The organism is Polynucleobacter sp. es-MAR-4 (assembly GCF_018882055.1).
In the GTDB taxonomy this organism is placed as follows: domain Bacteria; phylum Pseudomonadota; class Gammaproteobacteria; order Burkholderiales; family Burkholderiaceae; genus Polynucleobacter.
The window spans coordinates 226,895-240,636 of record NZ_JACVPF010000002.1 but is presented as its reverse complement, the minus strand read 5'-3'; the positions used below and the strand labels follow the sequence as shown (position 1 = coordinate 240,636).

At 47.0% G+C, this 13,742-nt stretch carries 13 protein-coding genes, 1 tRNA gene and 1 pseudogene; 5 read left to right on the top strand and 10 right to left on the bottom strand.

Translation table 11 applies throughout. The features are described from left to right. Positions 1–4 precede the first annotated feature (4 nt). Positions 5–1,768, top strand: coding sequence for a lipid A export permease/ATP-binding protein MsbA (gene msbA, locus ICN16_RS07280; protein WP_216136136.1), 1,764 nt, complete (start codon positions 5–7; stop codon positions 1,766–1,768). A 7-nt stretch (positions 1,769–1,775) separates the two neighbouring features. On the opposite strand, the gene rng is transcribed toward msbA, so the two are convergent. From rng to ICN16_RS07240, 8 genes and pseudogenes are all read right to left on the bottom strand, one after another. Further along, the gene (gene rng, locus ICN16_RS07275; protein WP_216136133.1) at positions 1,776–3,239 is read right to left on the bottom strand and encodes a ribonuclease G; all 1,464 of its coding nucleotides are present in this window, start codon (positions 3,237–3,239) and stop codon (positions 1,776–1,778) included. Next, positions 3,236–3,859, bottom strand: a complete 624-nt coding sequence (locus tag ICN16_RS07270; RefSeq protein ID WP_216136131.1) for a nucleoside triphosphate pyrophosphatase — start codon at positions 3,857–3,859, stop codon at positions 3,236–3,238. Before ICN16_RS07270 ends, rng begins: the two co-directional genes overlap by 4 nt. Positions 3,860–3,866: 7 nt before the next feature. Next, on the bottom strand, positions 3,867–4,310 hold the full coding sequence (gene rlmH / locus ICN16_RS07265; RefSeq protein ID WP_216136129.1) for a 23S rRNA (pseudouridine(1915)-N(3))-methyltransferase RlmH: 444 nt from the start codon (positions 4,308–4,310) through the stop codon (positions 3,867–3,869). Positions 4,311–4,323: 13 nt separating this feature from the next. Next, positions 4,324–4,710: pseudogene (rsfS, locus tag ICN16_RS07260) on the bottom strand (ribosome silencing factor); the annotation flags it as partial. Positions 4,711–4,764: 54 nt separating this feature from the next. Beyond that, positions 4,765–5,469: an adenylyltransferase/cytidyltransferase family protein gene (locus ICN16_RS07255; protein ID WP_216136127.1), complete on the bottom strand. Its 705-nt coding sequence runs from the start codon at positions 5,467–5,469 to the stop codon at positions 4,765–4,767. Between the two features lies 1 nt (position 5,470). Beyond that, positions 5,471–6,382: an oxygen-dependent coproporphyrinogen oxidase gene (gene hemF, locus ICN16_RS07250; protein WP_216136857.1), complete on the bottom strand. Its 912-nt coding sequence runs from the start codon at positions 6,380–6,382 to the stop codon at positions 5,471–5,473. 67 nt (positions 6,383–6,449) lie between these two features. Continuing rightward, positions 6,450–7,727 carry a phosphoribosylamine--glycine ligase gene (gene purD, locus ICN16_RS07245; RefSeq protein WP_216136126.1) on the bottom strand — a complete coding sequence of 426 codons (1,278 nt, stop codon included), beginning with the start codon at positions 7,725–7,727 and terminating at the stop codon, positions 6,450–6,452. 61 nt (positions 7,728–7,788) lie between these two features. Continuing rightward, entirely contained in the window at positions 7,789–8,508 is a 720-nt protein-coding gene (locus tag ICN16_RS07240) for a YebC/PmpR family DNA-binding transcriptional regulator (protein ID WP_216136125.1), read from the bottom strand. A gap of 141 nt (positions 8,509–8,649) precedes the next feature. Between ICN16_RS07240 and ICN16_RS07235 the strand changes: the two genes are divergently transcribed. The 4 genes from ICN16_RS07235 to ICN16_RS07220 all read left to right on the top strand — a co-directional run bounded on the left by ICN16_RS07235 (position 8,650) and on the right by ICN16_RS07220 (position 11,700). Then, positions 8,650–8,734 (top strand) — tRNA-Leu (locus ICN16_RS07235). 115 nt (positions 8,735–8,849) lie between these two features. Next, complete coding sequence (gene ltnD, locus ICN16_RS07230; RefSeq protein WP_216136124.1) at positions 8,850–9,749, top strand: L-threonate dehydrogenase; 900 nt, start codon at positions 8,850–8,852, stop codon at positions 9,747–9,749. Then, on the top strand, positions 9,746–11,008 hold the full coding sequence (otnK, locus tag ICN16_RS07225) for a 3-oxo-tetronate kinase (RefSeq protein ID WP_216136123.1): 1,263 nt from the start codon (positions 9,746–9,748) through the stop codon (positions 11,006–11,008). The genes ltnD and otnK overlap by 4 nt, the downstream gene beginning before the upstream one ends. An 8-nt stretch (positions 11,009–11,016) precedes the next feature. After that, positions 11,017–11,700, top strand: coding sequence for an aldolase (locus ICN16_RS07220; RefSeq protein WP_216136854.1), 684 nt, complete (start codon positions 11,017–11,019; stop codon positions 11,698–11,700). A 19-nt stretch (positions 11,701–11,719) separates the two neighbouring features. Here the strand turns inward: ICN16_RS07220 and ICN16_RS07215 are convergent, their stop codons facing one another. Next, the gene (locus tag ICN16_RS07215; RefSeq protein WP_216136122.1) at positions 11,720–12,649 is read right to left on the bottom strand and encodes a tripartite tricarboxylate transporter substrate binding protein; all 930 of its coding nucleotides are present in this window, start codon (positions 12,647–12,649) and stop codon (positions 11,720–11,722) included. Between the two features lie 126 nt (positions 12,650–12,775). After that, positions 12,776–13,717, bottom strand: coding sequence for a CysB family HTH-type transcriptional regulator (locus tag ICN16_RS07210; RefSeq protein WP_216136120.1), 942 nt, complete (start codon positions 13,715–13,717; stop codon positions 12,776–12,778). Between the last annotated feature and the right edge of the window lie 25 nt (positions 13,718–13,742).

Here is a 13,742-nt window from a genome sequence, read left to right as displayed (position 1 = left end):
TTATATGAATGCTCAAGACCGTACCGCCCTAAATCGCTTAATTCAGTACCTCAAGCCCCATATTGGCTTAATTATTGGCTCTTTATTGGCTATGGCGATAGTTGCTGGCGCCGAAACCTCTATTCCCGCCCTCATGAAGCCATTATTGGATCGCGGTTTTACCGGGCAAATGAATGACAAGCTGTGGCAGGTGCCAGTTTTCTTGGTGGGCTTAGCTTTTGTTCGAAGTTTGGCTCAGTTTCTATCGAATTATTTGCTCACTCGTGTCATTAATTCAGTTTTGCTGAAATTGCGTCAGCAGATGTTCCAAACACTATTAAATGCATCAACTACTTTTTTTCAGAAGAACTCTGCATCGAATTTAATTAACGCAGTTGTTTTTGAGGTAAATAACGTCCTCTCCATCATGGGCGGTATGTTGATTAGCCTGGTGCGAGATTCGCTTACTGTGGTGGGCTTAATTGGTTATCTCATTTATTTGAATTGGCAGCTGACTTTAGTGGTGTTGGTGATCTTCCCGATCATTGCCTTCATCATGAGCAAAATCAACAAGCGTCTGCGATCTTTAAATCGTGAGCAACAGACTCTGACTAGCGAGTTAGCCTATATCGTTGAAGAATCAGCGGCTGGGTACAAGATTGTGAAGGTGCATGGAGCAGAAGAGTACGAGATGCGTCGCTTTATGGAAAAAGCGGATCGCCTGCGTCAATTTGCCTTGAAATCGGCGGTAGCTGGAGGCTTAAATCAGCCGATCACTCAACTCATAGCCTCTATGGCGCTATCACTCGTCTTGGTCATTGCCTTGATGCAGTCAGCTTCAGAAGGGACTACAGTCGGTGGCTTCGCCTCTTTTATTACTGCCATGATGTTGGTGATTTCACCGATTAAACATTTGGCCGATATTAACCAGCCCTTGCAGCGTGGATTAACTGCAGCAGAGATGATTTTCGCTCTTATGGATCAGCCTTTTGAAGAGGATGAGTCCCGTAAGGAGAATATGAAGTCTTTAGGTAAGGCTAAGGGCGGAATTCGATTTGAAGATGTTGGCTTCTCTTACCAGCAAGAGGTTGGGCGTAAAGATGCCCTCACTGGAGTGAACTTAAATATCAAGCCAGGTGAAGTGGTTGCTTTTGTCGGGCCCTCTGGCGGTGGGAAATCAACGCTGGTCAATTTATTGCCTCGCTTCTTTAAGCCGACAAGCGGACAAATCTTCTTGGATGACATCCCGCTTGAAAACATTGTTCTTGCGGATGTGCGTAAACAAATTGCTTTTGTGAGCCAAGATGTCATTTTGTTTAACGACAGTATTGCGGCCAACGTAGCATATGGTGCAGTCGGCCCAGAAGGCGTTGATCGTGGGCGCGTGATGGAGGCGCTTGAGGCGGCAAACCTATCTTCACTCATAAAAGAAATGCCGGAAGGAATTGATGCGCAAATTGGCGATAACGGTAATCGCCTATCTGGTGGTCAGCGTCAACGTTTAGCAATTGCGAGAGCGATTTACAAGGATGCGCCTATTTTGATTTTGGATGAAGCAACTTCAGCGCTTGACTCCGAGTCAGAGCGTCAAGTTCAAGATGCTTTAGAGCGCTTGATGGCGGGTAGAACCACTCTGGTGATTGCTCATCGTCTTTCAACTATTGAGCATGCCAATCGAATTGTGGTGCTAGAGCATGGTCATGTGATTGAGAATGGCTCACATGAAGAGTTGATTGCCAAAGATGGCTTGTACGCCAATCTGCACCGCATTCAGTTCTCAAACGCTTAATCAGCGATTAACTGAGAACGATATCGTATTGCTCTTGTCGGAAACTACCTTCAGCTTGTAGTTTGATAGGCTTGCTAATAAAGTCGCCCAACTGTGCCAAGAATTGGTTTTCTTCTTCAAGAAAAAGATCAATCACATCCGGTGCAGCAACAATCCTAAATTCTCGAGGATTAAATTGGCGATGTTCACGCACAATCTCCCGCAAAATCTCATAGCAAATAGTCTGAGCGGTTTTGACTTCACCCTTACCTTGGCACGTAGCACAAGGCTCGCAAGTGATGTGAGCAAGGGATTCTCGAGTACGTTTACGCGTCATCTCCACTAGGCCTAGCGAGGAAAACTCGCTCACCGAAGTACGGGCATGATCCCGCTCTAAATTGCGATTGAGCTCGTGCAAAACAGACTCTTGATGGTCTTTGCTTAACATATCAATAAAATCAATGATGATGATGCCGCCAAGATTGCGTAAGCGGAGTTGACGAGCAATCGCCTGAGCAGCTTCAAGATTGGTTTTAAATACGGTGTCATCGAGATTGCGTGCGCCTACATAACTTCCGGTGTTGACATCAATCGTAGTCATCGACTCAGTTTGGTCAATCATGAGATAGCCGCCGGACTTGAGATCAACCCTTCTACCAAGTGCCTTATTGATTTCAGCATCCACATCAAATAAATCAAAGAGGGCGCGCTCACCGCGATGCAGTGTGAGTTTGTCCAAGAGATTGGGCATATACAAGGTGGCGAATCCTTTGAGCTTTTCAAAGTTTTCAGCCGAATCGACTCGAATTTGAGTGGTTTCTTCACCAGCAACGTCACGCAATACACGTTCAGCTAGACTGAGATCCTGGTAAAGCAAGCTAGGGGCGGCCTTGTGATTTACAGCTTCCCGAATTTTTTCCCAAGTGGTCCGTAGGTAATGCATATCGTGCTCGAGCTCAGTATCGCTAGCATCTTGCGCGCTGGTGCGCACAATGATTCCACCTTTTTCATCCACAGGCATGAGTCCTGCAAGGCGCGCCTTGATTGCCTCGCGCTCTTCAGGTTGGTCAATTCTTTGCGATACGCCAATATATTTTTCAGTAGCTGCATCTGTCCCGGCTGGCGGTAGGTAAACTAAATTGCGGCCAGCAATACTCAGTTGAGTGGTGAGACGTGCGCCTTTTGTTCCTAGGGGATCCTTCAGGACCTGCACTAGAACATTTTGTCCCTCAAAAAGGAGTTTCTCGATTTGCGCCTGAGGATTGTTTTGGGTGATATCAGCAACATGCATAAATGCAGTGCGCTCTAAGCCGATCTCAATGAAGGCAGATTGCATGCCCGGCAGTACTCTTACCACTTTAGCCAAATAGATATTGCCAACGATGCCGCGTTGACGCGTACGCTCAATCTGAAGCTCTTGAACAGCCCCTTGCTGAATTAATGCCACCCGTGTTTCCTGTGGGGTGATGTTGATTAGGATTTCTTCATTCATATACGGGCAACTTTAGCGAAATCTAATAATTGGTTAACTTCGAAAATAGGTAATCCCATGATACCGCTATAGCTGCCTTTAATTGAGGGAATAAAAGCCCCTCCCAAGCCTTGAATGCCATATGCGCCAGCCTTACCAAAGGGCTCACCACTCTGAATGTAATTATCAATCTGGGTTTGAGTTAAGTGGGCAAATTCCACTTCAGAAACCTGCACCAAGCAAAGAGGGTTTGTTTTGGGATCAATTGTGAGTACAACCGCGGTGAGTACTTCATGCACTTTGCCGCTGAGCATTTTGAGAATGCGTTCAGCATCAGCAGCATCATTCGGCTTTCCCAGAATCTCGCCAGCTGAGCTGCCGGGCAAGCTGACAGTGGTATCTGCACACAAAATGGGTGCCCACGGTTTACCGCTGTTTTGCCATCTGGCTAATGCAACAGCACTTTTGGCAAAAGTGACCCGCTCAACATAATCACGGGCTCGTTCATGGGGTAGGGGTGCCTCAAGAGTTTCTGTATCTTCACCCGGTGCTGCGATCAACATTTCAAACTGGACGCCAATCTGTTTGAGTAACTCTTGGCGACGTGGACTTTGTGAGGCAAGGTAAATATAAGAAAACATGAATGACTTACTCGCGGTGATAAGGGTGGCCTTGCAAAATGGTCCAAGCTCGATAGAGCTGCTCAACTAGCAAGACTCTTGCCATAGCATGGGGTAGCGTGAGGCTTGAGAGGCGCCACATCCCTTGAGCGCCTTCTTTGAGACTTGGATCAAGCCCATCGGCGCCACCAATTAGGAAGGTGATATCAAAACCCTCCTGTCGCCAGCTTGCTAGCTGAGTGGCTAGATTTTGAGTAGTGTGATCTTTTCCTCGCTCATCCAGCGCAATAACGCGAGAGCCCTTCGGAATGGCTGCCGCAATCTTGATTGCCTCTTTAGCTGGTGTGAGATCAGGCTTAATCTCTTTGATTTCGATACTGCAGTCTGCGGGCATGCGCTTAATGTAATCATGGGTTGCAGTTGCAACCCATTCTGGCATTTTGTGACCAACAGAAACAATCGTTAGACGCATTGCTAAAGCATTAATCTTCGTCGTCGGGTTCGCTTGCTTTCACAAGACCTTTGTCTGCCGCTAATTTGACGCGAACAGGCTTAGCACCCCACATACCTTCAAGCTGGTAGTACGCGCGCAATGCAGGTTGCAGAATATGAACCACGATATCGCCGCAGTCGACGAGTACCCATTCACCAGTCTCCAAGCCTTCGACGGAGATCACTTCACCACCTTTGGCGTTGACAGCCTCTTTAACCGACATGGCTAAAGATCGAGTTTGACGATTAGAGGTACCGGTGGCAATGATCACGCGATCAAATAGCTCGCTCAATTTGGTCGTGTCATAAACACGAATATCTTGTGCCTTGACGTCTTCTAGGGCATCGATCACGACACGTTGTAATTTTGTTAAGTCCATAGTTTCTTTAATATTTTTCTGAGATTTTTGAATATAGGGGTGATCTTAGCCTGATTATTTGTACAGACCCAGATTTGTAATGATTTCCAAAGCGTGAGACGGAATATGCTCGGAAGCAATAGCGCTACGAGAGGTGCTTTTAAGCTGGGCTCGAAGCTCGGTTGATGAAAGATCTACTGAAAGACTGTTATCTAGATAGATGCGGCCAAATGGGCTTTTTTCAAGGCTGCTTGCATCAATAGACTGATATTTTTCCAATAAAGCCTGAATTTCAGGGCTCATTTCTGTGGAAAGTTCATGGTGGGGTCTACTGGCCACTGCAAAATTCACAAAATGAAGCAATTGATCCCACGAGTTCCAGGAGGGGATGTTTAAGAGGGAGTCAGCCCCCATTAACCAAGTCAAGCTGACGAGAGGGCCAAAGCGATCTCGCAGTGCTTTGGCAGTATCAATGGCGTAGCTCGGCCCCGCCCTATCAATTTCAATGCGATCAATCCCAATTTGAGTCGGTATTTTTAAATAGAGAAATGCTCGAGCAAGATCAATACCGGCCGCTTCAGTGAGTTGCAGACGAATTTGTGCGGATGTTATGTCCGGGTCTTTTTGCCAAGGTTCGCCGCTAGGGATAAGGAGTAGGGCATCGAGATGCAATACCTTTGCAAAATGCGTAGCCAGTTTGAGGTGACCAAGATGTGGTGGGTCAAAAGTGCCACCCAGAATGCCAATTTTTTTGGGAGTGTCTAAATGCGCTGAGGTCAATTTAGGCTAGCCAGTCTCGTGGCTTTAGGTAGTAGTCATAAAGCTTTGCCTCGGGTGTTCCTGGCTTCGGTTGCCAGTTGTACCACCACTGCACTACCGGTGGCATGGACATCAGAATAGACTCGGTGCGTCCGCCAGAGTGAAGGCCAAAAATGGTGCCGCGGTCGAATATGAGGTTGTACTCCACATAGCGGCCACGACGGTATTCTTGAAATGCTTTTTCTTCAGCGGTAAAGCTGTCTTTATAGCGACGCTCCACAATCGGTAGATAAGCGTCAATGAAAGCGTCACCAACGGCGCGCGTCATAGCAAAGCTTTGTTCAAAGCCAAGGCTATTGAAGTCATCGAAGAAGACGCCGCCAATACCGCGTGGCTCTTCTCGGTGTTTTAAGTAGAAATACTCATCACACCATTTTTTAAAACGTGGATATAAGTCTTCGCCAAATGGATCTAAAGCCTCTTTAGCAGTTTGATGAAAGTGTTTGCAATCTTCATCAATGCCGTAATAAGGGGTGAGGTCAAAGCCACCACCAAACCACCACACCGGCTCTTTATCAGGAGCTTGTGCAATAAAGCAGCGCACATTCATATGTGTAGTCGGGACCTTGGGATTATTTGGATGAAAAACTAGCGAAACCCCCATTGCTTCAAAGCTACGTCCCGCAACCTCTGGGCGATGATGTGATGCGGAAGGGGGCATTTGATCACCGCGAACGTGTGAGAAGCCTACGCCACCCTTTTCAAGAATATTGCCGCCATCCAAAATGCAGGTGCGCCCATAACCCTTAAGCTTGCTATCCTCGGGCTTCTCCCAGACATCCACCATAAAGGCTTTGCCATCAAGCGCACTCATTGCGGTAGTGATGCGATCTTGCAAACCTAAAAAGTAATCTTTTAAGTCTGCAATGTTGATTTGAGTATGTTCAGTTGATGACAAGAGTGAAAGGTTCTTCGTGTTTGGGTAATATAAATTGGCTTAATTATTTCACTGCACGATAGCCAATATCTTTTCGATATTGCATGCCATCAAATTGGATTTTAGAAATTGCGTCGTATGCTTTTTGTTGTGCACCACGAACGGTATCTGACAAGCCCACCACGCACATTACTCGACCACCCGAGGTGACTAGCTTGCCATCTTGCAATTTTGTGCCGGCATGAAAGGTCAACTGATCATCGGTATCGGCTGGTATGCCAGTGATGACATCGCCGTTACGCGGAGTATCTGGGTAGTTGTGTGCAGCAAGTACTACGCCTAGTGCAGTACGACGATCCCAATCGAGCTCCACTTCATTAAGCGTGCCATCAACAGCATGATCAAGAGCGTTTACTAGATCGCTGCGGAGGCGAGCCATGATTGGCTGTGTTTCTGGATCACCCATGCGGCAGTTAAATTCCAAAGTCTTAATTTTTCCATCGGGAGAAATCATGAGACCGGCGTAGAGGAAGCCAGTGTAAGGAATGCCATCAGCTTCCATGCCCTTCACGGTGGGCATGATGACCTCACGTAAGGCACGTGCATGAATTTCTGGGGTGACGACTGGGGCAGGTGAGTAAGCACCCATGCCGCCGGTATTAGGGCCCTGATCGGCATCGAGTAAACGTTTGTGGTCTTGGCTGGTAGCAAGAGCTAAAACATGCTTACCATCTACGAGCACAATGAAGCTAGCTTCTTCACCAGTCAGAAATTCTTCAATCACTACCCGTGCACCAGCATTGCCTAGTTTGTTATCGGCGAGCATCATGTCGACCGCTGCATGAGCTTCCGCTAGATCCATTGCTACAACTACCCCTTTGCCAGCAGCTAGGCCATCCGCTTTAATGACAATAGGCGCACCTTTGGCGTCAATGTACGCATGAGCCTCTAATGCGTTTGAGAATGTTTGGTATTCCGCAGTTGGGATGCCATGACGTTTCATAAATGCTTTGGAGAAATCCTTTGAGGATTCCAATTGAGCAGCCAGTTGTGTTGGTCCAAAGATACGCAATCCCTGATTGCGAAACACATCTACGATGCCGGCAGCTAATGGCGCTTCAGGGCCAACTACTGTGAGATGAATCTTTTCGCGCTTAGCAAAGTCTGCCAACCCTTGAAGATCGGAGATGGGAAGATTTTGAATGCCGGCTGCAGCTTGTTTTGCAGTCGCGGTGCCGCCATTACCTGGGGCTACATATACGGTTTGAACTTGTGGAGATTGGGCTAACTTCCATGCCAATGCATGTTCACGACCACCGGATCCAACTAAAAGAATTTTCATAAAGAGCTAAGAGATAGGTTGATGAAGAGTATTAAATGAATGGAATTGATTTGTTGACTAATTACAAAGAGGCATTCGTAAAGACTTCCTGAACGTCATCCAAATTCTCAAGAGCATCTAATAGCTTTTGCATGCTCTCGGCTTGCTCGCCCTCGAACTCAGTTTCAGTCTCAGGACGCATTGTTACGGTAGCTATCTCCGCTTTCAAGCCTGCTTGTGTCAGTGCATCCTGTACTTTAGGAAAGTCGGGAACGGGAGTAAGTACCTCAAGCGAGCCGTCATCATGGGTAATGACATCTTCAGCGCCTGCATCAAGCGCAATCTCCATGAGTTGATCTTCATTGGTGCCAGGGGCAAATATCATTTGGCCGCAGTGCTTGAACATAAAAGCAACAGAACCTTCGGCACCCATATTGCCGCCATTTTTCGCAAATGCATGGCGCACTTCAGCAACAGTGCGAGTGCGGTTATCCGTTAAGCAATCAACGATGATGGCTGCTCCATTGAGGCCATAACCTTCGTAACGAATTTCTTCGTAGTTCACGCCTTCCAGCGAGCCTGTGCCACGCTGAATTGCCCGCTGCACGTTGTCATTAGGCATATTCGCATCTTTAGCTTTATCGATTGCTAAGCGCAAACGCGGGTTGGTGGCGATATCGCCGCCGCCTAATTTAGCTGCAACGGTGATTTCTTTGATGAGTTTGGTCCAAATCTTGCCGCGCTTTTCGTCTTGACGTCCTTTGCGGTGCTGAATATTGGCCCATTTCGAATGGCCGGCCATACGGGTAAGTCCTTTTGAATAATGTGGCTTGAAGACCTCATTTTAAGGGCTTCTGAGGTCAAGAATGGGGGTGCTACAACTTTTTTGTTACACTCTCACCTCTTAGTAAGCTTCAATGCAGTTTTTCCACTGCAAACACCTGCCCCGGTGATGGAATTGGTAGACGTGCCGGACTCAAAATCCGGTGCCGCAAGGCGTGGCGGTTCAAGTCCGCCCCGGGGCACCATCTCCTTATCTTATTTTCAAGCCCTGACCAATGCGGTGCACGGGTAGCCTTTGCTATGATTGTTGCCAATAAAAGCTTCTAGCAAGCGTAAAAATAAACTAAACGAGATCAAATAATGAAAAAAGTAGGATTAATTGGGCTGGGTGCCATGGGCTCCGGTATGGCCTCATCCCTCCGAAGGGCAGGCTTTGATCTATATGTATTTGATGTACGTTTAGATCATGCTCGTCAATTTTGCGAAGCTGGTGGTACGGCTTGTAAGTCTATAAATGAACTCGGTTCAATATGTGACGTGGTTGTCTCGGTTGTGGTGAATGCTGCTCAGACGGAAGAAGTTTTGTTTGGCTCGCCAACTAGCCCTGGGTTAGTGGATACTTTAAAGCCCCAGAGTGTTTTCGTGATGTGCTCCACTGTAGACCCTAATATCTCAATTTCATTTGAGTCGCGTCTCGCTGAAAAAGATATTCTTTATGTCGATGCCCCCATATCTGGTGGGGCAGCCAAAGCCGCCTCTGGCGAAATGACTATGATGACTTCAGCATGTGCAGCTGCATATGAGCGGGTCAATCCCATTCTTGATGCGATGGCGGGAACTGTTTATCGTTTGGGCGATAAGGCAGGTATTGGCAGCAAAGTGAAGGTCATCAATCAACTACTTGCTGGTGTGCATATTGCTGCCGCTGCAGAAGCAATGGCACTAGGTTTGAGGGAGGGCGTGGATGCAGGCGCACTCTACGAAGTGATTACCCATAGTGCAGGTAATAGTTGGATGTTTGAGAACCGCATGGCGCATGTGCTTGCGGCTAACTATGAGCCTTTATCTGCAGTAGACATTTTCGTTAAGGATTTGGGAATAGTTCTAGATATGGCCCGTGCGAGCAAGTTCCCCTTGCCTCTCTCATCCACCGCACATCAAATGTTTATGCAAGCATCAACTGCTGGTTTTGCTAAGGAAGACGATAGCGCTGTCATTAAAATCTTCCCTGGTATTGAGTTGCCGAAAGCTACAAAGTGAGCATTCTTTTAGGTTGCATTGCGGATGACTTTACGGGCGCCACCGATCTGGCGAATAACCTGGTGCGCAATGGAATGCGCGTTTCACAAACGATAGGTATTCCGCAGCACAATTTAAATTCCGAGTTGGATGCAGTGGTGGTAGCACTTAAGTCCAGAAATCTTGAGCCTGAGGCCGCTATAGCCCAGTCTTTAGAAGCGTTAGAGTATCTGCTTGCGCAAGGAGCTCAACAAATCTTCTTTAAATACTGCTCTACATTTGACAGTACGCCAAAAGGAAATATTGGCCCTGTAACAGAGGCTCTGATGAGGGCTTTGGGGACTGACTTTACTATTGCAACCCCGGCTTTTCCGGATAATGGGCGGAGTGTATTTAAGGGTTATTTATTTGTCGGTGATCAATTGTTAAGCGAGTCTGGAATGCGTGATCACCCCTTAACTCCAATGACTGATGCAAATCTGGTTAGAGTAATGCAGGCTCAATGTCAGCATCAGGTGGGGTTAATTGAGTATCAAACCGTTCTTGCTGGTGCCGATGCGATCTCCTCCAGGATCACTCACTTAAAAGCATCAAATGCAAAAATTGCAATCGTTGATGCGGTGACTAATGATGACTTGTATCGTATTGCACCCGCACTAAAAGATCTTCCCCTAATTACCGGGGGGTCTGGTATTGCCATTGGACTTCCTGCCAACTTTGGACTGCGTGCGCATCCAGCATCTAGCAAGCTTCCACCTGCTAGCGGATATCAGGCGATTGTTTCAGGTAGCTGTTCGCAGGCCACCAATCTCCAGGTTAAAAGTTTTAAAAGTTCGGGTGGCGAAATGTACGCTGTGAATCCGCTTACATTAAACGAGAAATCTGTAGAGCAAATACTGCAGGAGATCTTAACTTGGGCGGAGCCTCGACTCTCACGTGGTCCAGTCTTGATTTACTCATCAGCAAGCCCTGACCAAGTTAAAGAAGTGCAATCACAGCTTGGAGTTCAGGCTGCTGGTAGCGCAATTGAGAATCTTTTGGGGCTGGTCGCCAAAGGCCTTGTTGCTCTTGGTGTTCGGCAATTGTTGGTTGCTGGCGGAGAGACCTCCGGCGCATGTGTGAAAGCTTTGGGTATTGATCAAATGCAGATCGGTCAGCAAATTGACCCAGGTGTACCGTGGTGTTACGCGGAGGTTCAGAATAGGCCTCTACATATTGCGTTAAAGTCTGGGAACTTTGGCGCAGCAGATTTTTTTACAAACGCCTTCTCAAAACTGTGAGCAAAATGATGATTGAGCAATTGGCAAGAGAAGAGATTTGTAGGGTTGGGAAAAGTTTGTTTGATCGATCCTACGTCCATGCAACTGCAGGCAATATCAGCGTTCGTATTGAGGATGGTTTTTTAATTACACCCACAGATGCCTGTCTTGGATTCCTTGAGCCGGATCGATTGGCTAAGATTGATATTCATGGGCAGCAGCTGAGCGGTGATAAGGCCAGTAAGACAATGGCCTTGCATGCTGCCATTTACGATAAAGCAAGGCAATTTGATCAAGATGTCTCTTGCATTATTCATACTCATAGTACCCACTGTGTAGCTTTGACGCTTGAATCCAATGTATATGTTGGTAATGGAGTTTTGCCTGAGCTATTACCTGCGATCACGCCGTATTTTGTAATGAAGGTAGGTCATGTGCCAACAATTCCCTACGCTAGCCCTGGTTCAGTCAAAACGATTGAATGTGTTGAGAGGGCAATTGAGGCTTACGGTCTGGCTGGAACACCTCTGCGGGCTTGTATGCTGGAACGCCTGGGGCCGTATGCATGGAACAGTTCACCCAGCTCAGCAATGGCTACCTTAGAAGAGTTAGAAGAAACGGCAAAACTTTTCTACCTCAAAAATACTCCGATAAAGTCGCTCACGGATGCTCAATTAAATGAATTGCGGACTGCATTTGCAGTCCGCTGGTAATTGCTAAATATAGATTTAATTAATCTAGTTCGATTTTGGCGAAATCAACTACCTTTTTCCACCTTTGTGCATCGGCCTTAATAAATTCAGCGGACTTTGTTGCATTCATAAAGTCTACAGTGGCTCCAAGTCTAGTGAGTGAATCAGCCACTTCCTTTTGAGACACTGCCTTTTGAATACTATTCTGCAATTTCATAGCAATATCTGCTGGCAAACCTTTTGGTGCAGCGATTCCAAAGTAAGCTGAAACCTGAAAGTTAGGAAAGCCTGCTTCTTGCATTGTTGGAACCTGTGGAAGTGCAGGATTTCTGGTGGTGCTGGTTACGGCAAGCGCTTTCAACTTGCCACTTTTAATCAAGCCAAGTGCAGGCGGAAGATTGTCAAACATAAAGTCTATGTCTTTGGATACTAGAGCCACATTCGCTAAGGATGAGCCTCTGTATGGGATGTGAACTACAAAAATACCGGCTTGGCTTTTCAGCATCTCGGCACTCAGGTTCAGTGAGGTGCCATTGCCATTGGAGCCATAGTTCATCTTGCCTGGTGACTCTTTTGCACGTTTTACTAATTCGGCTACTGAATTAATCCCAGAGTCGGGATTTACTAACAGTACATTCGGTAGCTGCCCAAAAATAGCAATTGGCTCAATGTTGCTGGGATTGTAAGGAAGTGTTTTATAGATTGCTGGGCTAATAGAGAGGGGCGGGGAGGCCATGAGAAGTGTGTATCCATCTGGATTTGCTTTTGCAACTTCTGCTGCACCTAAATTACCGCCTGCGCCGGGCTTGTTGTCTACAACAATAGCCTGCCCAAGATCGGTTGACAGTGCTGGAGTAATGAGGCGGGCCACGTTATCGATTAGGCCACCGGGGGGGAATGGCACCACTAACTTAATAGGCTTATTTGGATAAGGGGTTTGCGCAAATCCAATGCCTGAGCTCGCAAGCATCAGAAAAACTGCACATTTTTTAAATATGGATATCAGGTGATTTTTCATAAAAACTCGATCAATTGTTTAAGGGTGCACATATGTCAAGCCAAAGGTTAGCACGAAGTTGGGAGCTCGGTTTGTGGCTTAAATCTCGTAAGTCTCCGATTCGCTATTCATTGCTTGCTCAACAATTTTCTTGGTGAGGGTTGGTGAGAATAGCTCAATGAAGGTATACACAAAAGAGCGCAAATAAGCTCCTTGCTTCACGCCTAAATGCGTCACGTTGTTACCAAATAAGTGGCCAACTGGGATCACTCGAAGATTGCGATCTCGCTCAGCGTCGTATGCTAATCCAGCCACAATTCCCACCCCCATCCCTGTTTCGACATAGGTCTTGATCACGTCCGCATCAATCGCCTCCAAAATGATATCGGGGCTCAGATTGCGTTGTGCAAATGCGGCGTCAATCTTGCTGCGACCCGCAAATGCCCTGTCATAAGTAATGAGCGGGTACTTGGCAATTTCTTCTAAGGTGATGGTTGACTGATTCAGGAGTGGGTGGCTCAGCGGAACCATCACGACGTGCTGCCATTGGTAGCCTGGCAGTGCCAGTACGCCAGGGGTGTTGGCAATACCTTCGGTTGCAATCGCGATATCCGCCCGATCATGAATGAGTAGCTCTGCAATTTGACCTGGGCTCCCCTGTTGAATACTGACTCGAACCTTTGGAAAGCGCTTAGTAAATTCGGTAAGCACTTTAGGTAAGGCGTAGCGGGCTTGCGTGTGTGTGGTGGCAATTACAAAATTACCCTGATCTTGGCTGGCAAAGTCTTTGCCTACTCTTCTCAATGTCTCCACTTCATCCAGAATGCGCTCAATCGAGGCGAGGATACGCTTGCCTGGTTCAGTCAGTGAACGAATTCGTTTGCCATGGCGACGAAAGATTTCTACGCCTAGCTCATCCTCCAACTCAATGATGGCTTTGGATACTCCAGGTTGAGAGGTAAAAAGTGCTTTCGCTGCAGAAGTCAGATTGAAGTTCTGTCTTACAGCTTCACGAACAAAACGAAATTGGTGCAAATTCATATGGATTCCATTCTTTATATCAACT